This is a genomic window from Lujinxingia vulgaris, from assembly GCF_007997015.1.
In the GTDB taxonomy this organism is placed as follows: Bacteria; Myxococcota_A; Bradymonadia; order Bradymonadales; family Bradymonadaceae; genus Lujinxingia; species Lujinxingia vulgaris.
Genome location: NZ_VOSM01000004.1, coordinates 80984 through 106114 on the forward strand (window position 1 = coordinate 80984; position 25131 = coordinate 106114).

At 64.7% G+C, this 25131-nt stretch carries 17 protein-coding genes; 11 read left to right on the forward strand and 6 right to left on the reverse strand.

The window, feature by feature from the left end:
- The first annotated feature begins 57 nt into the window (after positions 1 to 57).
- A complete protein-coding gene (locus FRC98_RS09680) occupies positions 58 to 237 on the forward strand; it encodes a hypothetical protein (RefSeq protein WP_146981138.1) in 180 nt (59 codons plus the stop codon).
- A gap of 94 nt (positions 238 to 331) precedes the next feature.
- On the opposite strand, the gene FRC98_RS09685 is transcribed toward FRC98_RS09680, so the two are convergent.
- Entirely contained in the window at positions 332 to 748 is a 417-nt protein-coding gene (locus FRC98_RS09685; protein WP_146981139.1) for a DUF302 domain-containing protein, read from the reverse strand.
- 360 nt (positions 749 to 1108) lie between these two features.
- On the opposite strand from FRC98_RS09685, the gene FRC98_RS09690 reads away from it, so the two are divergent.
- Positions 1109 to 3112: a heavy metal translocating P-type ATPase gene (locus FRC98_RS09690; protein WP_230467468.1), complete on the forward strand. Its 2004-nt coding sequence runs from the start codon at positions 1109 to 1111 to the stop codon at positions 3110 to 3112.
- 641 nt (positions 3113 to 3753) lie between these two features.
- Here FRC98_RS09690 and FRC98_RS09695 read toward each other — a convergent pair.
- The gene (locus FRC98_RS09695; protein ID WP_146981141.1) at positions 3754 to 5220 is read right to left on the reverse strand and encodes an FAD-dependent monooxygenase; all 1467 of its coding nucleotides are present in this window, start codon (positions 5218 to 5220) and stop codon (positions 3754 to 3756) included.
- A gap of 419 nt (positions 5221 to 5639) precedes the next feature.
- Between FRC98_RS09695 and FRC98_RS09700 the strand changes: the two genes are divergently transcribed.
- The 9 genes from FRC98_RS09700 to FRC98_RS09740 all read left to right on the forward strand — a co-directional run bounded on the left by FRC98_RS09700 (position 5640) and on the right by FRC98_RS09740 (position 19572).
- Entirely contained in the window at positions 5640 to 7925 is a 2286-nt protein-coding gene (locus FRC98_RS09700; protein WP_146981143.1) for an amidohydrolase family protein, read from the forward strand.
- A gap of 114 nt (positions 7926 to 8039) precedes the next feature.
- The gene (locus FRC98_RS09705; RefSeq protein ID WP_146981145.1) at positions 8040 to 9326 is read left to right on the forward strand and encodes an RCC1 domain-containing protein; all 1287 of its coding nucleotides are present in this window, start codon (positions 8040 to 8042) and stop codon (positions 9324 to 9326) included.
- A 277-nt stretch (positions 9327 to 9603) separates the two neighbouring features.
- Positions 9604 to 11394: an InlB B-repeat-containing protein gene (locus FRC98_RS09710; protein WP_146981147.1), complete on the forward strand. Its 1791-nt coding sequence runs from the start codon at positions 9604 to 9606 to the stop codon at positions 11392 to 11394.
- Positions 11395 to 11574: 180 nt separating this feature from the next.
- Positions 11575 to 12948: an RCC1 domain-containing protein gene (locus FRC98_RS09715; RefSeq protein ID WP_146981149.1), complete on the forward strand. Its 1374-nt coding sequence runs from the start codon at positions 11575 to 11577 to the stop codon at positions 12946 to 12948.
- Between the two features lie 82 nt (positions 12949 to 13030).
- Positions 13031 to 14431, forward strand: coding sequence for an RCC1 domain-containing protein (locus FRC98_RS09720; RefSeq protein WP_146981151.1), 1401 nt, complete (start codon positions 13031 to 13033; stop codon positions 14429 to 14431).
- A 106-nt stretch (positions 14432 to 14537) separates the two neighbouring features.
- Positions 14538 to 15881: an RCC1 domain-containing protein gene (locus FRC98_RS09725; RefSeq protein WP_230467469.1), complete on the forward strand. Its 1344-nt coding sequence runs from the start codon at positions 14538 to 14540 to the stop codon at positions 15879 to 15881.
- Between the two features lie 192 nt (positions 15882 to 16073).
- On the forward strand, positions 16074 to 16370 hold the full coding sequence (locus tag FRC98_RS09730; protein ID WP_146981155.1) for a hypothetical protein: 297 nt from the start codon (positions 16074 to 16076) through the stop codon (positions 16368 to 16370).
- A 77-nt stretch (positions 16371 to 16447) separates the two neighbouring features.
- On the forward strand, positions 16448 to 17617 hold the full coding sequence (locus tag FRC98_RS09735; RefSeq protein ID WP_146981157.1) for a hypothetical protein: 1170 nt from the start codon (positions 16448 to 16450) through the stop codon (positions 17615 to 17617).
- A gap of 356 nt (positions 17618 to 17973) precedes the next feature.
- On the forward strand, positions 17974 to 19572 hold the full coding sequence (locus FRC98_RS09740; protein WP_146981159.1) for a hypothetical protein: 1599 nt from the start codon (positions 17974 to 17976) through the stop codon (positions 19570 to 19572).
- A gap of 113 nt (positions 19573 to 19685) precedes the next feature.
- Here the strand turns inward: FRC98_RS09740 and FRC98_RS09745 are convergent, their stop codons facing one another.
- The 4 genes from FRC98_RS09745 to pruA form a co-directional block, all read right to left on the reverse strand.
- On the reverse strand, positions 19686 to 20570 hold the full coding sequence (locus FRC98_RS09745) for an undecaprenyl-diphosphate phosphatase (protein ID WP_146981161.1): 885 nt from the start codon (positions 20568 to 20570) through the stop codon (positions 19686 to 19688).
- Between the two features lie 66 nt (positions 20571 to 20636).
- The gene (locus FRC98_RS09750; RefSeq protein ID WP_146981163.1) at positions 20637 to 21218 is read right to left on the reverse strand and encodes a hypothetical protein; all 582 of its coding nucleotides are present in this window, start codon (positions 21216 to 21218) and stop codon (positions 20637 to 20639) included.
- Between the two features lie 79 nt (positions 21219 to 21297).
- Positions 21298 to 21927 carry a hypothetical protein gene (locus FRC98_RS09755; protein ID WP_146981164.1) on the reverse strand — a complete coding sequence of 210 codons (630 nt, stop codon included), beginning with the start codon at positions 21925 to 21927 and terminating at the stop codon, positions 21298 to 21300.
- A 152-nt stretch (positions 21928 to 22079) separates the two neighbouring features.
- Entirely contained in the window at positions 22080 to 25055 is a 2976-nt protein-coding gene (pruA, locus tag FRC98_RS09760; RefSeq protein WP_146981166.1) for an L-glutamate gamma-semialdehyde dehydrogenase, read from the reverse strand.
- Positions 25056 to 25131: the final 76 nt, after the last annotated feature.

Genomic DNA, 25131 nt, shown 5'->3' on the forward strand with positions numbered 1-25131 from the left:
TCAAGCGCAGGACGGCAGCTGGAGATTCACACCACAAGACGTTTAAGGAGTACCGAAATGATGAATAACTCGAACTGGCATATGTGGACCGGAACCTGGACCGACTGGTTTGCCATCGTCGTGATGGGCCTCGTGATCATCGCCGCCATCGTCATCGTCATCCGAAGCAGGTCGAACGATGCCGAGTCGAACGAGGCGGATGAGCTTCTCGAAGGTCAGGATGCCCGCGGAGCCTGAGCCCCTGGCTCATCGCCAAAAAAAAGCGTGAGCCGGCGAGGCTCACGCTTTTCACGGTTCACTGAGATGCGCACCGAGCTGATCTACACAACTATCAGCCCTTGCCGAGCGCCGCGATCACCCGCTCCATCCGCGCTTTTACGTCCTCGGCAATCGGCTGCACATCGTCGCGATCGATGAGCGAAAACATCTTCACCGGGTCGAGTGCCGAGACGATGGCGTTGCCCTCATCATCCTCGGTCACCACCACATTGCAGGGCAGCAGTAGCCCGATACCTGCCTCGGCCTGCAGCGCCTGGTGGGCCAGCGGCGGGTTGCAAGCCCCCAGAATCACGTAGTTTTTGTGATCGACGTCCAGCTTCTTACGCAACGTGTCTTTGATATCGATGCGCGTCAGCACCCCAAAGCCCTCGTCCTTAAGCGCTTTTTCGGTGCGCTCGATCGCGTCGCCGTAGCTCACGCCCTTAAGGGTTGCGGTGATGCCGTAGTCCGGGTTTCCAAAGCTGCTCATGGTGACCTCCGTAGTCAGTGAGGAAAGGAATCGAATCGGGGCCAACCCTAAGCACCAACACCCGACCCGCACACCCCACGCGGACCCCAAAACCCGAGTGCATCCAGGGCGACGATTGGCAAGGAGATAGGGATGAAGCTGTAGCAACGCTACCGCGAATCCCTATCGACGCAGCCAGCGTCGTCCTGGGGCGCTCGGCTTAGCAACCACCCAACCACAAAACGCGCCCCACCCAACGCACTCACGAATCGACCCACACCGCAAACCCCGACGCCCCACAACCACCCAACCACCCAACCACCCAACCACAAAACGCGCCCCACCCGACGCCCAACCACCTCCCGACATCGCGAGCCCCCCATGCCCCACGACCACGACCACCACGATCACGAAGGCCACGACAAACACGCCGGCCACAGCGTCTCGATGTTCCGCGACAGGTTCTGGCTGAGCCTCTTGCTCACGCTGCCGGTGGTGTTCTGGTCGCAGCATATCCAGCACCTGCTGGGCTATGGGGCGCCGAGCTTTCCCGGGTCTGCGTGGATCGAGCCCGTGCTGGGGACGATCATCTTTTTCTACGGCGGCATGGTTTTCTTAAAAAGCGCCTGGCGAGAGCTGAACGACAAACTCCCGGGCATGATGACCCTGATCTCGCTGGCGATCACGGTCGCCTTCGTCTTCAGCGTGGCGGTGGAGCTCGGGTTTGATGCATCGCCACTCTGGTGGGAGCTCGCCACCCTGGTGACGATCATGCTGCTCGGCCACTGGATCGAGATGCGCTCGATCGCCAGCGCGAAAGGCGCGCTCAAAGAGCTCGCAAAACTCCTGCCGGATAAGGCCACGCGCATCGTCGATGGGGAGCGCGAGGAGGTGCACGTCGACGCGCTCTCGCCAGGCGACCTCGTGCTGATTCGCCCCGGCGAGCGGGTGCCGGTCGACGGTGTGATCGCCGAGGGGAATAGCAACGTGAACGAGGCGATGATCACCGGCGAATCCGAGCCGGTGAGCAAACACGAGGGCGATGAGGTGACCGCCGGCACGATCAATGGCGAAGGCTCGCTGCGCGTGAAGGTCTCGAAGACGGGCGACGACACCACCCTCTCGGGCATCATGCGCCTTGTCTCCGAGGCGCAGGACTCCAAATCCCGCTCCCAGGTGCTCGCTGACCGCGCCGCGCGCTGGCTTACGGCCGTGGCGATCGGCGCGGCGCTAATCACCCTGGCGGTGTGGCTGCTGGTGGGGGCCTCCATCAATTTTACGGTCGTGCGTGTGGTCACCGTGCTCGTCATCGCCTGCCCGCATGCGCTGGGGCTTGCGGTGCCGCTGGTGGTGGCAATCTCCACATCGGTAGGTGCCTCCTCCGGGCTGCTGGTGCGCGACCGCCGGGGCCTTGAGGAAGCCCGCAACCTCGACGCGGTGATTTTTGATAAGACCGGCACACTCACCCTCGGGGAGTTTCGGGTGGTCTCCATGCACTGCGATGACGCGATCTCCGACGACGAGGCGTTGCGCATCGCCGCCAGCGTGGAGGCGGAGTCGGAGCACCCCATCGCGCGGGGAATTGTGGCGAGCGCGCGGGAGCGGGAGCTCGAGTTCCCCGAGGCTAAAGACTTTCGGAACATCACCGGCAAAGGCGTGGTCGCCAGCGTCGATGGCCAGACCTACCGCATGGGCGGCCCGGCGATGGTCGAGGGCCTGGAGATGCCCGACGCCCTGCGCAGGGCTGCCGCAGAGGCCGGGGAGAAGGCGCAGACGGCCATCTATCTGATCGAGGGTGAGCGGGCGGTCGCGGTGTTTGCCGTCGCCGACGCGATCCGCGACGCGAGCCTTGAGGCCGTCAAAGCGCTGCACGCGCGCGGCATCGAGGTGGCCATGCTCACCGGGGACTCCCGGCCGGTGGCCGACGCGGTGGCCCGCGAGCTGGGCATCGACCGGGTCTTTGCCGAGGTGCTGCCCGAGGATAAGGCCGACAAGGTCAAAGCGCTGCAACGCCAGGGCAAGACGGTCGCGATGGTGGGCGACGGCGTCAACGACGCCCCGGCCCTGGCCACCGCCGACGTGGGCATCGCCATTGGCGCCGGCACCGACGTGGCGGTGGAGGCGGGGCATATCGTGCTGGTGCGCTCCGACCCGCGGGACATTCCACGGATTGTGGCCTTGTCGAAGGCGACGCGGCGCAAGATGGTGCAGAACCTGTGGTGGGCGGCGGGCTATAATATCGTGGCGCTGCCCCTGGCAGCCGGCGCGGCCTACGCGTGGGGGATTTTGCTGTCGCCGGCGGTGGGGGCGGTGCTGATGTCAGCGAGCACGATCATTGTGGCGGCGAACGCGCAGTTGTTGCGGCGAGTGGATCTGGGGGGGTGAGGCGGAACGCTCTCGCATGGGAGGGTAATTTTTTGCCGACAGGGCGGAGCCTTCCGCGATCCGAGGCAAATTTCTAGCTCGAGAGACGGAAGGTTCCGGCATCTGAGGTAAATTTTTAGCTCGAGAGACGGCAGGTTCCGGCATCTGAGGGTAATTTTTTGCCCGACAGGCGGAAGAGTCCGGCTTGTGGCGCAAATTTTTCACCCATTCGGCGGAAAGCTCCGCCATGCAGCGCAAATTTTTCACCTGCTCGGCGGAAGGTTCCGGCACGTGGCGCAAATTTTTCGCACGACCGGCAGAAGACTCCGGCATCCGAGGCAAATTTTTGCCTCCAGAGGCGGAGTCATCCGGCATTCGAGGCAAATTTTTGCCTCCAGAGGCGGAGTCGTCCGGCCTCTCAGGGAAACGTTTCACTCCGGGAGCGGCTCGATCTCGAAACGCGTGAACCGCCAGGGGTGCGCTCGAATCGACCAGCATCGCAAACCCCGGCGCTCCACAACCACACAACCACACAACCACCTAACCACAACCCGCGCCCCCCCCAACTCCCGCACCAATCGACCCACCCCGCAAACCCCGGCGCCCCACAACCACCCAACCACACAACCACCTAACCACAACCCGCACGCCCCTCAACGCCCTCACTCCCTACCCCCCACCCCAAACCACCGCGTCAACGCATCCCCCAGCTCCGCATCCTCCAGCGATCCGACCCAGGCCACATACCCATCAGGTCGAATCAGCACCGCCTCGGGCGCCTCGACCTCGCCGATGACAGGAAGCTCCCATACGCCATCGTAGCTGCCGTCGACCTGTCGAACGCGGTGGGCGTCGGTGGCGAGGTCGAGAGCGCCGGGCCTGCCCAGGTTCAGGAGCAGAGGCCGGCCGTCGTGCATCCACGATGAGACGCGGCGAGTCCCCCGGGCGGTGGCGATGTCGAGGTCGGGCATGCGCCTTCCCAGCAGGGGATGGCCCTCCCCGAGGTCATAGTGAATATCCAGGCCGGACATCATCGCGGCGATGCGCCGGCGCGCCTCATCCACACCCAGCAGCTCAGCCATGATGTCGCGCAGCGCCTGATGGCGCTCTCCGGGGCGGTTGAGCGAGACCTGCGCGCGGGTGTTGTGCAGCACCCGCGCGGCAACCGGATGCCGCTCCGCGTGATAAGTGTCGAGGAGGCTCTCGGGCGATATCCCCTGGACGACCTGCGCCAGCTTCCAGCCCAGGTTGATGGCGTCCTGCACGCCGGTGTTCAGGCCCTGCCCTCCCTGGGGCGGGTGCACGTGGGCGGCGTCGCCGGCCAGCAGCACGCGCGACGCGCGGTAGCTCGCGGCCTGACGGGTCATATCGGTAAAGCGCGAGATCCAGCGGGCGCTCTGCAGCCCGAAATCACCTCCGTAGATCGCGACGAGCGCCGTGCGGAGGTCTTCCAGCGAAGGCTCTCCCGTGGCCTCTGTTCCCGGCTCGGTCAGCACGACGCGATAGGGCTCCCCCTCCTCGCGGCGGCCGATGGCATGCGTTCCGCTGGCGTCGCGGCGAAATCCCAGCTCGGGCACCTCCCTGAACTCCGCCTCGGCGATCATCCAGCTCGTGGAGGCGTCGAAGCCGGGGAACGCGATGCCGGCGACTTTGCGGATCAGGCTGCGCCCGCCATCACATCCGACGAGGTAGCCGCCCTGGAGCGTGCGCGCGTCCGAGAGCTCCACCTCAACGCCCGCCTCATCCTGGCGAAATCCCACCACCTCCACACCGCGCAGGATCGAGACGCCCAGCTCCCCGACCCACGCGGCCAGGATGGCCTCGATCTGGTTCTGCCAGATCGCCAGCCCGTGGTTAAAGCGCGTGGGAAAGTCGCTGATATCGAGCGGAATCAACGCAAAACCTTGCACCTGCATCACCTGCCCCGCGGCGAGAAAGCGCTCGGCGATGCCGCGCTGCTCCAACAACTCCAGGGTGCGTGAGTGCAACCCACCAGCGCGCATCCCCTCAAGCTCCTGCGTTTTGCGGCGCTCAACGACGAGCACATCGACGCCGGCCAGCGCCAGCTCCCCGGCCAACATCAGGCCGGTGGGGCCCCCACCTGCGATGATGACTTCGTGGTGTGTCATGGTCCCTCCGTATGGGCGTTCGGGTAATGAAGGTGCCGACTATGATGGGATTTTGGGAGAGAATCGAGTGCGGAGGTGGGAAAAATGGGGGTTGGGCGGGTGTGGGTGTTGGTGCGGGTGCTCGATCTCGAACGCGAGCTCGAACTCGATCTCGATCTCGACCGGGTACTCGCGCTCGGGCTCGAAACACGTGAACCACCAGGGGTGCACTCGAATCGACCAGCATCGCGAACCCCGGCGCCCCACAACCACCCAACCACCCAACCACCTAACCACAACCCGCACGCCCCCCAACCCGAGCGCATACAACACACCCCCAGCGTCGTCCTGGGACGGTCGGCACATGGACATTCCCGTTACAGATCACTACGCTCCGCGCACACACAACTTTCGCCCCCCCGAAACACCGAGCCCTCCTGATGCGCCCCCACATCTCCGCCCCACTCGCCGCGCTCCTCTCGCTGACCCTCGTCGCTGCCTGCAGCGAAGACGCCGACGTCTCGTCAGACGATACGCCCATCGAGCGCGAGGCGGCGCCCGAAAACGAGGGGATTTACAGCTTCGCCAACGCCTGCGTGACCCTCGATGTGGCGGCCGCCGGCACGGGGCGAGCGGCCTTTCTGGTTGCCACAGACGGGGGTGAGGGGTTTGCGCTGGACGGCGTCGAAGACGACGCGCTGCGGCTGACGATGCGGGCCACCGACCTGGGGACCTACCTCTTCTACGATGAGGAGGAGCGCTACCTGGTGGTCGAGGATGGCGCGTTTTTGCGCCGCGAGACGATCAGCTCCGACAGGACCACCCTCGATGACACCTACCTGCCCGGGGTGCAGTGGGCGCTGGAGGTTTCCGAGGAAGACGCGACGCGCTTTCGGCTCAAGCACCTGAAAACCGGGGGCTACCTCACGTCTGAGGGCCTCGACGCCGACGTGGCCAACGCCGCGGTGGTCACGCTCTACCCGGCCGAGGGTTGCGCCGAATACCCGGAGCTGACGCTCGACGCCGAGGGGGAGATCACAAAAACGACCTTTGAGGACGGCTCGGTCTACGGCTTTGCCGACACCCACAGCCACCTTTTTTCCAACTGGGGATTTGGCGGCGGAAGCATCTTTCACGGGGCGCCCTTTCACCCCTTCGGCGTGCCGCACGCGCTGGGGGATTGCACCGAATTTCACGGGGAGATGGGCCGCCAGGATCTTTTTGGCTACGGCTTTGATAAGTCCGACACCGTCAGCGAGCTCGATATGATCGGGGCCTTTGTCAGTGGCGAGACCCCGGAGGACTACCACCGCACCGACGGCTGGCCGACCTTCAGCGAGTGGCCCAGCGCCCACTTCTTGTCCACCCACCAGAATCAGTACTACATGTGGCTCAAACGCGCCTACTACGCCGGGATGCGCCTTGTAGTGAACCACGCCACGAGCAACCAGGTGATCTGCGATCTCGTCGCGGGCAGCGAGGTGCAGCCGGTGCGCTACTCCTGCAACGATATGGTGGCGGTGGACCGCACCATCGAGGAGACCCGCAAGCTCGAGCGCTACATCGACGCGCAGAACGGCGGGCCGGGCAAGGGCTGGTTCCGCGTCGTCGAATCCCCCGAGGAGGCTCGCGCGGTCATCGAAGAGGGCAAACTCGCGGTGGTCTTAGGCATCGAGGTCTCCAACCTCTTCGACTGCTTCCTGGTGCCGCCGGGCGGTGGCGAACGATGCAATGAGCAGCAGGTGCTCGATAACCTGCAGCGTTATTGGGATCTGGGCGTGCGGGCGATCTTCCCGGTCCACAAATTCGACAACGCGTTTTCGGCCGGCGACGGCCACCGCGAGATCATCGAGCTGGCCAACTTTGCGATGACCGGCCACTTCTCAAACTTCACCGACGACTGCCCCGACATCCCCACCGTCTTCGACAAGGGCGACGTGGCCTTTGCCAACCTCAACGATCCACGTGAAGACTATTTTGCCGAGCCCCCGGTCGATATGAGCGGCTTTGCCGACGACCCCATCACCGTGCTCGTGGGCCAGGCCGAGTACCTGATGGGGGGCTCCTTGCACGGCGACTACTGCCAGAACGCCGGGCTCACCGAGCTCGGAGAGTTTTTGATGGTGGAGCTGATGAAGCGCGGCTTCATCGTCGAGATCGACCACCTGCCGCGTCGCGGCTACCAGCGCGCGTTTGAGCTCCTGCAGGAGCATGACTACCCGGCGGCCGGCACCCACGGAAACAACTTCCGCGGCGCGCTCTACGAGCTGGGCGGGACCTCGAAATTCAGCTTTGCTCGCTGCGGCGATGCGGAGAACCCGGGAGGTCGCATCGAGGGGCTCAACCGCCGCCTGGAGCTCATCGAGAGCGCCGGCGGCTACCCGGCCGAGGGGTTTGGCTTTGACCTCAACGGTTTCGCCGGCGCGCCCGGCCCCCGCTTTGGCGACAACTCGGTGTGCGCCACCCCTCAAGAAAACCCCATCACCTACCCCTTCACCTCCTTTGACGGCGCCATCACCTTCACCGAGCCGCGCCTTGGCGAGCGCACCGTCGACTTCAACACCGAGGGCATGGCGCACCTGGGCCTTGTGGCCGAGCTGATTGAAGACGTGCGCCGCGACGGCACCCCGGACGAGGCCATCGAGCCCATCTTCCGCTCGGCGGAGGCCTACCTGCGTTTCTGGGAACGCAGTGAGGCGCGGGGCGCGGCGTTGCGCGGGGAGTGAGCGCAGCAGAGCTCGGGCGAGGATGGGCGCTGGCCTCCTCGCCACGTTGCCCCTTATCCTGAGGGCGTCCCCTCCCCGACCACTTCTCGTTGAACTTCCCCCCTCGGATACGCCATGGCCCCTCGCCACGCTCCCGCATTCAACGCTCCAGCCATTGCGCTGGCGCTCGCCGCGCTTCCCCTTGCGCTGGCGGCCTGCCAGCCCCCCAGCCTGGCCTGCCAGTCCGATGACGACTGTTATCTGGGCGAGTCCTGTGTCCTGGAGACCTGCGTACCTCCCTACTCCGACGCGGACGCAGGCAGCGACGCCGACGACTCGCCAGAGGTCGGTGAGCCCAACCCGGATGCCCCGAAGCCTGTCGCGCTCTCAACCTCGTCGACTTACAGCTGCGCGCTGCTCAGCGACGCCACCGTCTGGTGCTGGGGCGACCCGCGCGCGCTGGGACTGGCTCCCGAACGCGACGCCGAGGCCCCTCTCCCCTGGAAGATCGAGGGGCTTGAAAACGTGGCCGAGGTCCTCGCCAGCTACGAATCGCTCTGTGCGCGACTCCACGACGGCTCGGTTCAATGCCTGGGCAAATCACTGGACCACGGCCTGGGCGATGGCACCCTGGAAGACAGCGCGCTGCCCGTTGACGTCATCGCCGAAGGCGCCACCCGCCTCCCGGCGAAACTCGCCCACGCCTGCGCGGTGGTCGGCGAAGATGAGACGCTGCACTGCTGGGGCGACAACACCCACGGGCAGACCGGCTCCCAGGATGACCCTACGCTGATGCCTGCACGCGTCGAGGGCGTAGGCGGCGTCACGCATATCGCCGCCGGCGACTACCACACCTGCGTGCTGACCCGAGACGGGGAGGTGCGTTGTTTCGGTGATAACGACGCCCTGCAGCTCGGCGTCGACGGTGCCGCCGGCGGCGCGCAACCGCTGGCGCATCCCTACTTTAGCAGCGAGATCACCGTCCTGGAGCTCGTCGCCGGGGCCACCCACACCTGCGTCCTGCTCAGCAATGATGAGCTGCGCTGCTGGGGCGACAACGCCTTCGGCCAGCTCGGACAACCGGAAGACGACATCGCCACGTCGGCTACGCCTCTCCTCCTTGAGCCCCCGGTCGCCCTGAGCAGCCTGGCCTCGGGCAGCGAGCTCACCTGCGGCATCAGCGCCGAGGGTAAGGTCTTCTGCTTTGGCCCCGGCAACGGCGCCGAGCCCCATGAGTTCGCGGAAGTCGAAGGTCTGGAAAACGTCACGCAGGTCGCCCCCGCCCTCGATCACAGCTGCGCGCTGACCGAAGACCACACCGTCTACTGCTGGGGCCGAAACGACTTCGGTCAGCTCGGCGATGGTTCCACCGACAACGCCGAGCTCCCCGGCACGCCGGTGGTCGCCACCTGGGCTGGGTGATCGTGATATCCTCCCACCCTTTAGAAATCTATGCCGTGAATCACGAGCCGCCCCCCCGGGCGGCTCGTCACGTTTACGCTCCGATACGGTCGCTTTTTCGCCCCTTTCTGAGCCCGTGCCCCCTTGCCATCGTTGAAAAAAACCGGCCGCTGCCCCGTGCGGACTCCCCACGTGACAGACTACCTAACGTTCGTTAAAGTGCGTCCCCGCTGACGATTGGAACGGCCGTGCTCTCGCTCAAGGCCGATGGATAACGACAACCTGGGATGGACTTCTGATGCGAATCTTACGCCGTAGCGCACCTTTGCTGCCCCTTCTTCTTCTCACCGCTGCCTGCTCCGGGGAGCCCAACGACAATCCCCCCGCAGACATCACCACCGACACAGGCCACCTCCCCGACGCCGACGACACCTCCGACGCCGGGGACCTCCCCGACGCAGACGACACCCCGGACACAGACAACCTTCCCGACACCGAAGATCCCGATACACCGAACGATCCCGACGCTGGCGAAGCGGCCTTGAACATCACGGTCAGCGGCCAGGGTCGTGTGACCAGCGAGCCGGCGCTCATCGACTGCCCCGCGACCTGTCAGGCGACCCTTGCCCCGTCGACGACCCTTGCGTTGAGCGCTCAACCCGACCCGGGACACACCTTTGAAGGCTGGTCCGGCGACTGCGCGGGAACCCAGCGCGAGGTCACCCTGATCGTGACCGGCTCAATCAGCTGCACTGCGAGCTTCGCCCCCGAAGACGTCACGCCGCCTGCCGGCGCCTGGTTCGGCCACTACGGCCAGTTTGGCACCCATGAGTTCAAAGCCTTCGCTCCGACCGATGACGGCGGCGTGGTTGTTGTGGGACGCTCCGACGTCTACGGCTCCGGCGGCGATGAGGCCATTGCTGCACGCCTGGACGCCCGCGGAGATGTCGTCTGGCAGCAGTCCCTGGGCTCCAGCGGCGACGACGTCTTCCACGACGTGATCGCTACCACCGACGGTGACTTTCTTGCCGTTGGCACCACCGAAGACGACGACGAGATCGGCGCTGCCTGGGCGGTGCGCTTTGCCCCCGACGGCGCGCTACGCTGGGAGCGAGCCTACCAGCTCAAAGACGACACCTCCCCCTCCTACGCCAGTGGTTGGACGGTCGGCTACGCTGTCGATCGCCTGCCCGGCGGTGATTACATCATTGCCGCCCACGCTGGCCTCCTCCAGGACGGCAGTGGCATCTCCACAGGGCTGATCACCATTAATTACGCCGGCGAAGTGGAACGCGTGCGCGCCATCGGCCACCGTTACCTCTCTCCCGCCAATGACATCGCCACCAACAGCGCGGGCGACATGGTCGTGGTCGGCGAGGATTATTACAGCTACGCGCCTATCGCAGTTCGTCTAACAGCAAGCGGCTCGGTGGTCTGGACCCTGGCCGACACCCCCTTCGCCGCCGGCTCTGCCGAGCTGCATGGCGCCGTCCTGGGCAACGACGGCTCTACCTACCTGGCTGGCGTCCTGGAGCCCAGCCGGCACTCCAGCGCAACCGACGCCTGGGTCCTCAAGGTGGGCGCTGACGGCACCATCCTCTGGCAGAGAACCTTTGACGCCTCTACCATGGACGAGGGCTACGCCGTCTCGCTGCTCGACAACGGCGACGTGCTCTTCAGCGGCATCACCGGCTTTGTGGACACCAGCGAGGTCGTCAGCTGGGCGCTTCCGCTCAACCCCAACAACGGCATGCCGCGCTCCGAACATACCTTCCGCATTCCCGATGGCGGCGCCGTACTCTTTAACCGTGTCGAAGCCGTCAGCGGCGGGGGTATCTTCGGCGTCGGCCAGGTCCGAAACCCCTCGGCTCATAACAACTTACGCGGCGGCGTGCTCATGGCCCCCTCGATCAGCGAGCTCGACACCTGCGGCGGAGAACCCGCCATCGGCCTGAACATGGGATCCAGCCAGCATGACGACTCGCTTACCACCGGCTCCACCAACGTCCCGGATCACATCACCCTCAACATCAGCTCCTCCATCGACACGACCATCGACCTTGGCGCCGGCGCCTACTGCGGCGGCTGATCCACCGCCCCGCGCATTCGGCACGTGCCGACAGCTTCGGGCCGCCCCCCCGGGCGGCCCGAAGCGTTTCGACTTCGAGACACCTCCTCCCCACAATTACCTCCTCTCGACGATAGCCATCCGCCCCCACCCTCCCCATAATGGCCTCGACGCTTTCCCCAATCATGTCCGAGGCTTTTTGTGAAACGCATCTGTACCCTCCTGCTTCTCTTCCTCGCCACTCCCGGCTGCGACACCAACGGCCAGGCCTGTGAGTCCAATGTCGACTGTTACGTCGGCGAGCAATGCGTGTTGCAGACCTGCCTGCCTCAGGATGAAGGCGACGCTGGTTCGCCGGCCGAAGACGCCGGCGATGTTGGTGATACCGACGATGTCGGCGACGCTGACGATCCCCGGGACACCTCCGACACCGAGCCTCCCGAAGACACGGGCGACACTGCCGATAGGGATGCCGACGCCGACGATCAGCCCCCCTACCCCGTCGAAGTCTCCGCGGGCCTGGAGCACACCTGCGCCCTGCTCAGCGACGCCACCGTATGGTGCTGGGGCAGCAACAGCGGGCTCGCGCTGGGGCAGCCCCAGGGCACGCTTCGCGCGCTCACCCCCATTAAGATCGACGGACTCGATGGCGCGGTGCAGGTGGTCGCCGGCATCGGCCAGACCTGCGCGCGTTTTGAAGATGGCTCGACCAAATGCCTGGGCGACAGCTTAGGCGGAGGCCTGGGCGACGGTACGCTCCAGGGGAGCCAGCACCCGGTTGATGTGCTCATCGAAGACGTGCACCAGCTGGGCGACGCCTCCCTGCATCACTGCGCCATTGCCGGCCCCGATCGCACACTCTACTGCTGGGGCAACAACGACTCCGGGCAGACCGGCGCCGACGATGACCCCACGCTCACCCCCTGGCCGGTAGCCGACATGAACGGCATCCAGCGTGTGGCCCCGGGTGAGGAGCATACCTGCGCGCTCGACAGCTCGGATGCGGTGTATTGCCTGGGCGCCAACGACTCCAACCAGCGCGGCGTCAACCCCGAGGGCCCAATCACCGAGGCTCCCAACATCGTGGAGGGCTTTGTTCCGGGTAACCCGGTGGTGGAGCTGGTCGCCGGCGGGCGGCACACCTGCGCGCGGGAAGCCGACGCCACGGTGCGCTGCTGGGGCGACAATGGGAGCGGGCAGCTCGGCCTGCCCGCCGACGACCCCATCGCCGCCTCCCTGCCTGTGACCCTCGAAACCAGCGTCACACTCAGCGGCCTTGCCGCCGGCGGTGACACCACCTGCGGCATCTCCAGCGAGGGGCACGTGTACTGCTGGGGCGCCAATGAACTCGGCAACCTCGGCGTGGGCACCACTTCTGCGTACACCGGGCCCCAGCGCGTCCTCGACCTCAACGACGCCACCTCACTCTCGGTCGGCCCCGGCCATAGCTGCGCCCTCACCGAGAGCGATGACATCTTCTGCTGGGGCTCTAACAACTCCGGACAGCTCGGCGTCGACAGCCGCGCCAGCGCCCTGGCACCGAGCCTGCCGGTGGTCGCCACCTGGCGCGAATAACGGGCTTTAACCCTCCTGCCAACTTCTCTAAGGTGCCGGGCCGACCGCTCCCCTGACACTCAGGCTTCCTCCAGGAATCGTCATGAACACCACCGCCGGGCGCTCGCCAGGGCTCCCGCTCGCTACCCTTCTCACCGTGGTTTTAGGCCTGGGCCTGATGGCCTGCGACACCAACGGCCAGGCCTGTGAGTCCAATGTCGACTGTTACGTTGGCGAGCAATGCGTGTTGCAGACCTGCCTGCCTCAGGATGAAGGCGACGCCGACTCGCCGGCCGAAGACGCCGGCGATGTTGGTGATACCGACGATGTCGGCGACGCTGACGCTCCCCGCGACACCTCCGACACCGAGCCTCCCGAAGACACGGGCGACACTGCCGATGGGGATGCCGACGCCGACGATCAGCCCCCCCACCCCGTCGAAATCTCCGTTGGCGAAGATCACTCCTGCGCTCGCCTCAGCGACCACACCGTGTGGTGTTGGGGCTCCAACCTGGGCCTGGCCCTGGGCCGGCCCTCAAGCGTGCAATCCTCCGATGTTCCCCTGAAAGTCGAAGGGCTCAGCGGCGCGTTGCAGGTGGTGGTGGGCTACCGCTACACCTGCGCGCGTTTTGAAGGCGGCAGCGTGCGCTGCGTGGGCGACGACGTCGCCGTGGCCGTCGATGAGGGCACGCGCACCGACAGCGCCGAGCCCGCCACCGTCACTCTTGAAGACGTGCACGCCCTGAGCAACGCCACCTACCACAGCTGCGCCATCGCCGGCGCCGAACGCACCCTGCACTGCTGGGGCCGTAACGATCAGGGCCAGACCGGCGCGAGCGCAGATCCCACGCTCCTCCCCTACGAAGTTGGCGCCCTGAGCGACCTGCAAGTCGCCGCCGCCGGCGAAGCCCACACCTGCGTACTGAGCGACCAGGGCGATGTCCGCTGCATCGGCGGCAACAACGCCGCCCAACGCGGCTACGACGGCGGCGCTTCGACAACTCCTAACACCGTCGCAGGTCTCGACACCGACGCCAGCGTGGTCGAGCTCGTCTCCGGCAGCTACCACAGCTGCGCGCGCCTCGATAACGGCAGGGTGCGCTGCTGGGGCAACAACGCCTTCGGCCAGCTCGGGCGCGAACCCAACTCCCCTTACACCTCCGCCCAACCTCTGGAAGTAGACTTCCCCACCGAGCTCAGCGGGCTGGCCGCCGGCGGCGACAACACCTGCGGCATCACCCCCGAAGGCGACGCCTACTGCTGGGGCTATAACGGCACGGGCGAGCTGGGCGACGGCACCGATGAGGAACGCAACGGCCCGGTAAAAGTCATCAACCTCAACAACGTCACCGCCCTGGCCCTCAGCCCGGTGCACAGCTGCGCGCTCACCGCCGACCACCAGATCTTCTGCTGGGGCGCCAACTTCACCGGCACCCTGGGCACCGGAGACACCTTCAGCACACTCGCCCCCGACGAGCCCGTGGTGGCCACCTGGGAAGACTGATCCGCCCCCGAATTTGCAGCCCCCGACGATGCTCCAAACCTGACACGCATCACTTTATCCTTTGTCCCCACCGCTAAGTTTGATGTTAAGTCTCACTGGAGTCCTCATGTTGTCTGTCCCTCACTATCTCCTCACCCGCTGGTTTTCGCTCCCTGCGCTCGGCGCACTCACACTGCTCCTGGGCGCCTGTGACGCCAACAGCCAGGCATGCGAGTCCTCCGTCGACTGCTACGTCGGCGAGAGCTGCGTGCTGGGCACCTGCGTCCTCGACGAAGAACCCGATCTGGACGCCGGCCCCGACACCCCGGATGAAGATGCCGACGACACAGACACTCCCGACGAAGACGCCGGTGACACTGACCAGAGCGACGCAGACACCGACACTGAGACGGACACGGACACCGACGTCATCGATGAACCGCCCCACCCCATCGCCATCTCCGCGGCGATGAACTTCAGCTGCACGATTTTGAGCGACCGCACTGTCTGGTGCTGGGGCGACAACAGCGCAGGCTTTATCACCGGCGCCGATGACGAGGCCCTCACCCCCCGCAAGATCGACGGCTTCGACGGCGCGGTGGAAATTGCCACCGCCAACGCACGCATCTGCGTGCGCACCGAGGAGGGCGCCGTCCTCTGCCGCGGTGACGGTGCGCTGGGCTCCGGAGCCGCCCTGGTGACGAAGATCGACGAAGGTGCCACACAGTTAAACGCGGGCGGCTACCATATGTGCGCCACCGTGGGAGCCGACGCCGCGCTTTACTGCTGGGGCGACAACGGCTTCGAGCAAATCGGCGGAAACAACGACGACCCCACCATTGTCCCCGCTCCGATTGCCGGGGCCAGCAATATCAACCTCTTCGCCGGCGGTGACTTCCACACCTGCATGGCAACGACCTCCGACGAGGTCCGCTGCCTTGGCCACAACATCGATCTCCAGCTCGGCGTCGAAGGTGGCCAGAGCGGCGAACTCATCACTCACCCCTTCTTCTCCGCCTCAACCAACCCCGTCTTCGAACTCGTCGCCGGCGGCAGCCACAACTGCGTGCTCAGCGAAAGCGCCGAGGTCTGGTGCTGGGGCGACAACTCCTTCGGCCAACTCGCCACCGAGCTGACATCCCTCGAAACATCCGCCCAACCCGTGATGATTGACCTCTCCGACGCACTCAGCGATCTGGCCGCCGGATTCGAGCGCACCTGCGGCATCGGCACCGGCGGAAAGGTCTTCTGCTGGGGTCGCGACGAGTACGACCAGCTCCAACACGTCCACGAGATCCCCGATCTTGAGGGCGTCGACGAGCTGGCCATCGGCCAGCGCCACACCTGCGCGCTCACGCGTGACCACGCCATCTTCTGCTGGGGCAAAAACCATCTGGGCCAGCTCGGCAACGGCTCCCTCACCGACCTCGAAGTCCCGCTGGACCCGGTTGAGGCCCCCTGGGCGCAGTGAGACCAGGCGCACAACACAGCCTCGCCACACCGGGGTTGACTCAGCAGTCAGGTTTTGAATACCAACCTGCCCCCCACGTCTTGTGGCACCTGCGCGCACCTCGTTTTTGTGGTGTCGCAACGCTGAGCCCCCGCGCTGCCCCTGGCTGTGCGAGGCCCCTTATAAAATGACCGAATAGTGTTCGAGGCACCCATGAACCGCACCTTCTCCCTGCTCCTTGTCGCCCTGCTCGGCGCCTCCCTGGCTGCCGGCTGCTCCGACGATCCCGGCACCGACCCCACCCCCGACACCGGCGACCTCACCGATGTGGGCCCGACGCCGCAGACGACACCGACGCCGCAGACGACACCGACGCCGAAGACGACGCGGATGTCGAAGATGACGCCGATGTTAACGAAGAGCCCGAAAATCTGGCGATCCTCCGCTCCTACGGCGGCTCCGCCACAGATAAGTTTCTCGCTGCGGTGGAGGCTCCCGACGACTCGGTGATTCTCGCTGGAAGAACCGTTGCGCTCGGCGCTGGGGCCAGTGAAGCCACGCTGGCCCGTATCGACGCCAACGGTGAGATGCTCTGGCAAAAGGCGCTGGGCTCGGCACGCGTGGACGAACTCACCCACCTCATCCCCACCGATGACGGCGAGTTCCTTGCCGCTGGTGCCACCCAGATCGACGGCGACCTTGCCCCCTGGCTGGTGCGTTTTGACGCCGATGGCAACGTCCTCTGGCAGGCCTCCTACGACCTGGAAAACGCAGATGAAGATAACTTCCAGGACGTGCACGCCGGCGGCCTCACCCTCACCAGCGATGGCAACATCGCTATGACCCTGGCCACCGCTCGCTCCCCACAGGGCGATTCCAGCACCACGTGGTCGGCGCTCGCGCTTCTGGTCGTATCGCCCGACGGGGATGTAGTCCGCGCGCTGCAATATGACATCTCGGCAAATCTCGGCGAGGACATCGTGGGCGACGAAGAGCTGACGCTCATTGCCACGGATATCTACGTGCCCTTATTCGGCGATGGCCCCAACGAAGACCGTCCCAGCGTTATGCACCTCAACGCGCAGGGACAGCCCCTGTGGATCCTCCCCCATATCGGCAGTAATGCCGAGGCCATCCTTAACCAAGCCCACCAGGATGAAGAGGGAAGCATCTACGTCGCCGGGTGGTATTTCGACCAGGAGACCGACGGCATCGACCCCTGGGCCATCAAGTTTGACCCGGCCGGAACCATCATCTGGCAGCGCCGCTTTGCCGCGCCGCACGCCGAGCAGTTCGAAGCCATCGAAATTGCTCCCAACGGCGACCTCTTACTTATCACCAACGCCTTCGAACAACTCGAAGACGACGCCTACACCAACTCTAGCCACATCCTGCGCCTCAACCCAACCTCCGGCCAACTTCTCGACACACAGAGTTTCTCACGTGGCGAGAACAACGATCTGACCTTCTATGGCGGATTGATTCTGGACAACACCCTCACCCTCCTCGGTGAGACCGCTTTAGCCGGCGCAAACTTAGAAGCCAGCCTGCTGCGCGCCGAGGATCTCAACGACTTTAAAACCTGCGTGCGCACCGACGCTGCAGTGTTCACCCCAACCAACACGTCCGTGGAAAACCCCGTCATCTTCGATACACCCGAAGATTTCGTCACCCCCCTCACCGCCACCCGCGTCGCGCTCGATGACTACCAGGAGGTTGCCACCGGAACCGCCTCCGAGGCCATCTGCCCCCTTTAACGGTGCAACACCACGCTAAGCGCTGATCGAAAAAGGCCGCCCCACTCCGGGCGGCCTTTTTCAATGATTCACATCACGCTTAGCTTCGCTGACCTGCGCTTCCTCGACTTCCGAGCTTCGCTCGTCCTTCTCAGCTCCGCTTGGTACTTCGCCCGACCTTCGCAGCTCCGCTTCGCGCTTCGCTCAACCTCCTCAGCCTGACTCCGCAATACCCACACCCTCACGCACATCCGCCCCCTCCGTGAACGCACGAATTGACGCCCCCTCCCCCCTCTTCTAACCTCGCCAGACAACCTCAACCAACTCATATACCTGGCGCGCTCCAACCTCTTGCGCCGTCTCAATTAGGATGTTTCATGTCAGCCCGCCCACCACGCGCCATCCTCTCCCTGCTCGGATCTGCAGCCCTCACCATGCTCGGGCTCGCTATCAGCGGCTGCTCCCCCAATACGCATGCCTGCACCTCCGATCTGGACTGCTACACCGGCGAGGCATGCACCCTGCAGAGCTGCGTCCCGCTGAGCGATGTCGAAGGCGATGCAGGTGGCGAGCCCGACACCAACCTCGAGCCCGACACCAACCTCGAGCCCGACACCAGCCTCGAGCCCGACTCGGGCCCCGACTACGATCCTCAGGCATGGCTTCGCACCTACGCCTCCAGCGGCCAGAACGCCTTTATGCGAGCCGCTGCCGGCCCCGGGGGCGACCTCATCATCGCCGGACACTCCGACACGCTCGCTGTCGGCAACCAGGACATCACCCTCGCGCGTATCGACGCTGCCGGCATCCCGGTCTGGCATAAAGTGCTCAGCTCCCCGGGGGGCGACTTCGTCAACGGCCTCATCGCGACCTCGGAGGGCGACTTCATTGCCACCCTCTCCTCCTGGCGCAACGGGCGCTTCGCCCCGCTCCTCGTGCGTTTTGACGCCGAGGGCAACGTCCTCTGGAAGACCTCCTACGACATTCTCGGCAGCGGCCTTCCCGACTACGGCGATGTGCTCGCCGGAGGCACCGTTGAGCTCGACGACGGAAGCTTTGCCACCGCCCTTCTCGGCTACTTTATCACGACGTCCACGGCCTCTATGGGGCTGATCGTCGTCAATGATGATGGCGAGGTGCAGCGCGCCCACCGCCTGGCCGCAGACGCGCTCTCCGCGCACACGCCAGCCGGCGCCAACGCCCTCACGTTGATCGGCCACCAGCACCTCGCCCCGCTCTCCGGAAGTGGCCCCTCCACGCACCAACCCATCGCCGTCCATCTCAACGCCGAGGGTTTGCCGCAGTGGTCGCTGGGCTACATCGAGGGCAACAGCAAAATCAACGCCGTCCTTCGCACTGACGATGGAGGCGCCATCTTCGCCGGATGGCACGCCTCCAACAACACCACCATGGCGGACCCCTGGGCCCTCAAGATCACCGCCAACGGTGCCATCGTCTGGCAACATACCTACGCCGGACCGGCCGACGAAGCCTTCCACACGATAACCCGTTCCCCCGAGGGCAATGTCGTGCTCGTCGCCGGCCGTATCAACGCCAACGGCAACATCGCCTACCCCGGTCATCCCCACGTCTTCGAGCTCGACCCGATCGCCGGCCAGGTCCTCAACATCGAACGCCTGGACCCGAGCGCATCGGGCGACCTCGTCATTCAAGATGCTCTGCTCCTCCATGATGGCTCGCCAGCCCTGGTCGGCACGGCCCCCAACCCGCAGAACTCCGGCACCCTGATCAACGCCATCATGCGCTCCCCCTCGCTCGACACCCTGGCCGACTGCGCCGCCCCCACCACCCCATCCGTATTCAGTAACAGGGCAGCCGCGACAACGATGGAAGCCACCATCCCCTTTGCCGACCCCCAGGGTGCCATCGGCTCCCTGGATGTCCTCCCCGTCACCATGGACGCTATCACGCTGGTGGACGTGGCGATTCATGGTCTTCCGATCTGCCCCTTATAAACTCTTCATTCCAGACCCAAACGCCGAAAGCCGCCCCACTCCGGGCGGCCTTTTTTGTTCACTTTAATCTCAAAACGCTTCGCTCAACCTTCTTCACGCCGAGCTTCGCTGACCTACCCCATCATCAAAAGCGCTCCCAGCCCGCCGGCCCCCACCACCCAGCAGTACCAGGCAAAATGATGAAACTGCGCCTGCTTCAACAGGTTCACAAGCCAGATGATGGTCGCGTAACCCACCACCCCGGCCACCGCCGCGCTCACCCCGTACACAAGCGCGGTGCGACCGCCATCAACCCCGGAAAAAAGTGCCGGGTCGAACTTCAAAATCAGCGCCCCCAACACCGCCGGAATCGACAGCAAAAATGAAAAATGCGCCGACTCCTCCCGCTGCGCGCCCAGCCATAAGGCCGCCGCAATCGTAAGCCCGCTGCGCGAAAAGCCCGGCAGCGCGGCCAGCCCCTGCGAGAGCCCGATGAGCACCGCCACCATCGGCGTGATGTTCCACAGGGTCCAGGCCCCGCCCCGCTCCCTGCGCGTCTCATCCTTATAAAAACGCATCGAGAAGAGGATGAACCCGGTGATGATCAGCGAGATGCAGATCGTATGCGGCATGTACTCGGCCGGGATCACCTCGGCGCCCTCGGCCGGCTCCAGCACCTTGTCGATGCCCAAGCCCACGATCGCGGTGGGGATCGTCGCCAGCACCAGCAGCACCGCCAGGCGCGCGCCCACATGCTGGCGAAACGCCCCCAGCGATCGCTCGTGCAGCCCGTCGGCCGCCGCGGCAAACACGTCGGTGATCGAGGTCATGATCTGCTGGCGGTAAAACAACATCACCGCCAGCAGCGTGCCCAGGTGCAGGGTCACCGAGAAGAGCAGCTGCGGCTCCTCCACCCCCAGAAAGGTCTCCCCGAGCAGTAAGTGCCCCGAGGAGCTCACGGGCACAAACTCCGTGGCCCCCTGCAATATCGCCAACAAGATCGCTTCGATGAAGCCCATCTCGCTCCTTAAATCTCAGGTTGCTGGCGAGGCGTTAAGGCCAGGTCCCACACGTCCGCTGCGGGCTTACGCGCTCTTGGCCATCGCCGGGCCCTGCTGCTCAGCGGCCTCCGGATACACCTCCGGCGCCACCCCATCCTCGGCCATAATCCAGGTCTTCATCGCCGGCACCATCGCTTCATGCCACTGGGGCGAAAGACGCGTGAAGACAAACGTGCGGTAGAGCGCGTTGATGATGTCTTCGAGCTCTTCCACAAGATACATCCGCTCGTAGAACTTCTCGTCTTCCTCGCGGCTGAGCACCGCCGGGATCTTCACCGACGAGAAGTCCATGCCCTCGGCCTTGAGCGTGAGCAGCCACTCGCGACCATCTTTGATGACCCGAATCTTAGCTCGGCTGACCCGCTTACCCTGCTGCAACGCCACCTTCGCCTCCGGCGAGTAGGCCGGCGCGCCGCCTTTAAAGGTGTTGCGCTCGGTCTCGGCCAGGTAGGCCTCCAGCACCAGCGCGTCGTCAAAGAGCACCTCCAGCTCACCGTGCTCCTCGACCTCCATCAGCCCGTCGTAACACTCGGACTTAAACCACAACCACATCATGAACTCGCTGCCCAGAAAGCGCCGCGTTTCAATCAAGTCGATCAGATCCATCGCTTCAAGCTCCTCACCAACGCCCCATAAGGCGTTGAATTTACACCACTTTTAAGAACACACAACCCACCGCACGCGCTCAGCGCTGGGGCAGCCCCTCAATGAAGTTGGTCGGCTCGACCACCGCCAGCTCCTCGATCTTCTCGGGGCCCGGCTCCAGCTGCACGGCGTTGATGTAGGGGTTGCCGGGCAAAAGTTTCAGCCCAAACGTGTCCTCAAAATACCCCTGAAAGAGCTCACAGACGTTGCCGGACTGGCTCCAGAAACGTACTCGCCCCTTCTGCAGATCCCAGCTCATGTCGATAACTTTCATGCGCGGAAGCTGCTTCTCTTTGAGGCGACGCTTGACCATGATCTTGATGTCTTCGCGCTCAAACTTGCTCAAGCGCTGCTTGTCGTTCTGGATCATGTACTCGCGCTCGGCCTCCTCCACGTGCGCTTTGAGCAGCGCGCTGGGGATGGCGTACTTATCCTGGCGAAAGCCCAGGTTGATGAAGTGGTCGAAGAGCAGCGTGTGCAGATCAAAGCTGATCTGCAGCGGGCGCTCCACCGGCACCCAACCCTCGGAGACTTCTTCTTCGTCTTCGGGCTGAAGCGGCTTAAAGGCGTTTTTGCGAATTTGCTGCAGGTAGAGTTCTTGCCAGTTCTCCGGCACCTCGCCCTGCACATAGAAGAGTTTGTAAGACAGCGTTCCAGATAAGGCACCCAACGTGGACCCTCCGTGGTTTAAGGTGGGTGAACAAAACGGCTCCGCCCCCCGATCTACCACCGGCACACCGGGGCGCAAAAAAATAGGGCGGCCGCCTCTGACCCGAAGTCAGCGACGACCGCCCCACGCCTCAACCTTTCGCCTGTTCAGGCTCAGTCAATCTCCGGCGCAAACCCGCGGCGCATCGTGTTCTCCACCACCACCCGCGGCGTCATAAAGTGCAGCAGGTAGTCCGGCCCGCCGGCCTTGGTGCCCGCCCCCGAGAGCTTAAAGCCGCCAAAGGGGTTTCGGTACACAAGCGCGCCGGTGATGCCGCGGTTGATGTAGAGGTTGCCCACCTCAAACTCCCGCCGCGCCTGCGCGATATGCGAAGGGCTGCGGCTGAACACCCCGCCGGTGAGCGCAAAACGGGTGCTGTTGGCCATCTCAAGCGCCTCATCAAAGCTCTCAGCGCGCATCATGGCGAGCACCGGCCCAAAAATCTCCTCCTGGGCCAGACGATGATCGGGGGTGATGCCCTCAATCACCGTCGGCCCCACATAATAGCCCTGGCCTGAGGGCACCTCGCGTTGCACCAGCACGCGCCCCTCCTGACGACCGATCTCGATGTAGCTCTCGATCTTCGCTTTGGCCTCGGCGTCGACCACCGGCCCGATCTTCGTGCCCGGCAGCGAAGGCGGCCCCAGCATCACGCTCTTAACCGCCTCGACCAGACGCTCCTTAAAGGCGTCGTAGCAGGACTGATGCACAATCACCCGGCTGCACGCCGAGCATTTCTGCCCCTGGAAGCCAAAGGCCGACTGCACCACCGCGCTCACCGCCTCATCGAGGTCGGCGTCGGCGTCGACGATCACGGCGTTTTTGCCGCCCATCTCACAGACCACGTGTTTTACATGCGCCTGACCCGGGGCCATCTTCGCGGCCTGCGCCACGATCTTCAGGCCCACCTCCATGCTGCCGGTGAAGGCCACGGTGTGCACCCGCGCATCTTCCACCAGCGCCTGGCCCACGACCTCCCCGCGGCCCGGCAAAAAGCCAATCACACCCTCCGGAAAACCCGACTCCTGGCAGATGCCCATCAGCTGCGCGGCAATGACCGAGCTCTGCTCGGCGGGCTTCATGATCACGGCGTTGCCGGTGACGGCGGCGGCCATCGTCATGCCCGTGAGGATCGCCAGCGGGAAGTTCCAGGGCGCGATCACCGCGGTGACCCCGCGCGGGATGTACTGCAGCTCGTTGAGCTCGCCAGGCAACCTGCCCAGGCGCTCGGGCGTATCGAGCGCCATCATCTCGCGGGCGTAATAGTCGCAAAAATCAATCGCCTCACACACATCGGCGTCGGCCTCCCGCCAGGTCTTTCCGACCTCCCAGACCATCCATGCCGCAAGCTCATCGCGACGCTCACGCATCCGCCGGGCCACCTCCAGCACGCAGCGCGTGCGCTCCTCGACCGGCGTCTTCGCCCAGCTCTTCTGCGCGCGGCTCGCGGCCACAAGCGCCGCCTCGGTGTCGGTGAGGCTCGCGCTTCCCACCTCCCCGACCACCTCCGAAGAGTTGGCCGGGTTGAGACTCTTCAGCGTCTCAGTGGTGGGCAGCGCGCGGTTGGCCACCACCACATCAAAGCGCCGTCCAAACTGCCCGCGCACCTTCTCGACTGCCTGCGCCATGCGATCGCGGTCGCGGGCGGTGGCAAAATCACGCAGCGGCTCGTTGCGAAAGCCCTTGATGTTCAGGCTCTCAATCTCGGGCTCCGGCCCCGGCGCCGGGCTGCCATCGGGTGAGGAAGGCGCGGCCAGCAGCCGCTCCATGCTCTCCCCCTCCACAAAGCTCATCCGCAGCCAGCTCTCATTGGAGGTGTTCTCCAAAAGCCGCCGCACAAGGTACGCCATCCCCGGGATCATCATGCCGATGGGCACATAGTCGCGCAGCCGGTAACCCATCGAGGTCACCGCCGCCTTCATCGGCTCGGCCATCCCGTAGAGCATCTGAAACTCGATCTGACTCTTATCGAGCCGGCTCGCGTCGGCGTAGGCCATCGCGTAGGCGATCGAGCGCACGTTGTGCGAGGCAATCGCCGCGCGCAGCACCTTGTGGTTGTCCAGCAGCACCTCGGTGCAACGCTCGTAGGACTGGTCCGTCTCCCACTTTTTCTTGAAGACCGGGCAGGGCCAACCCTCCTGCTCGGCGTGAATCGTCTCGTAGTCCCAGTAGGCCCCCTTCACCAGCCGCACCGTCACAGGTGTGCCGCGGCGTTTGGCCCATTTGGCCAGCGCTTTTAAGTCGTCCTCACAGTCGCGAAGGTAAGCCTGCGCCACAATGCCGGCGTACTCAAAGCCCACAAACTCCGGCTCTTCCAGAAGGCTCTTAAAGACGGCGTAGGTCAGATCTTTGTAGCGGTATTGCTCAAGATCCAGGTTGATAAAGACCCCGCGCTCCTTCGCCAGCTTAAAGAGCGGGCGCAGCCGCTCCTTGACCGCGTCGATGCTCCCCAGCGGATCGATGGGATCGAGCTGACTGTAGAGCGACGAGATTTTCACCGAGACATTAACCCGGGGCACCTGCCCGAACTTGGCCTGCTCCAGCGTGGGGTTGGCCGGCCAGGACTGCGCCTGCTGGCTGAGCGTCTCGATGATCTCCACATATCGCTCAAAATAATCGTTGGCCTCAGCCTCACTGACCGTCGACTCCCCGAGCAGGTCGAGCGTAAAGCACAGCCCCTCCTTCCACATCGCCTCCAGGGTGGGGATCGCCTCGGTGGCGCTCTGCCCGGCGATAAAACGCTCGGCCATGCCCACGATCTGCTTCTCGATCTGTCCGGCAGCCATCTTCGCAATCCGGCTATCCGGCTTCACCTTCGAGAGCCCCCACTGAAAACTCGCCGGGAAATCCTGCTCCGGCCGACAGAAGTATTCTTGAAGGTGCTCGGCCACCTGCACGTGGTCGGTGAGTGTGGGAAAGACGTCCACAAAGCGGAACATCTCCACCTTGAAGGCCTCATCCTTCATCGACCAGTCCATCATCTTGCCGCTCCAGTAATCCTTGCGGAAGACCGAGGGCGACTGGCCCTTCATGCGCTTAAAGACTTCGCGACCCAGTTCAAGAACATCCTTCTCGCGTACTCGAGCCATCACAAACTCCGGGCAGGTTGTCGGGGGGGAAACGTGCGCGTCAAAAGGCGCAGAGGAGAGCGCCTCATAAGACGCG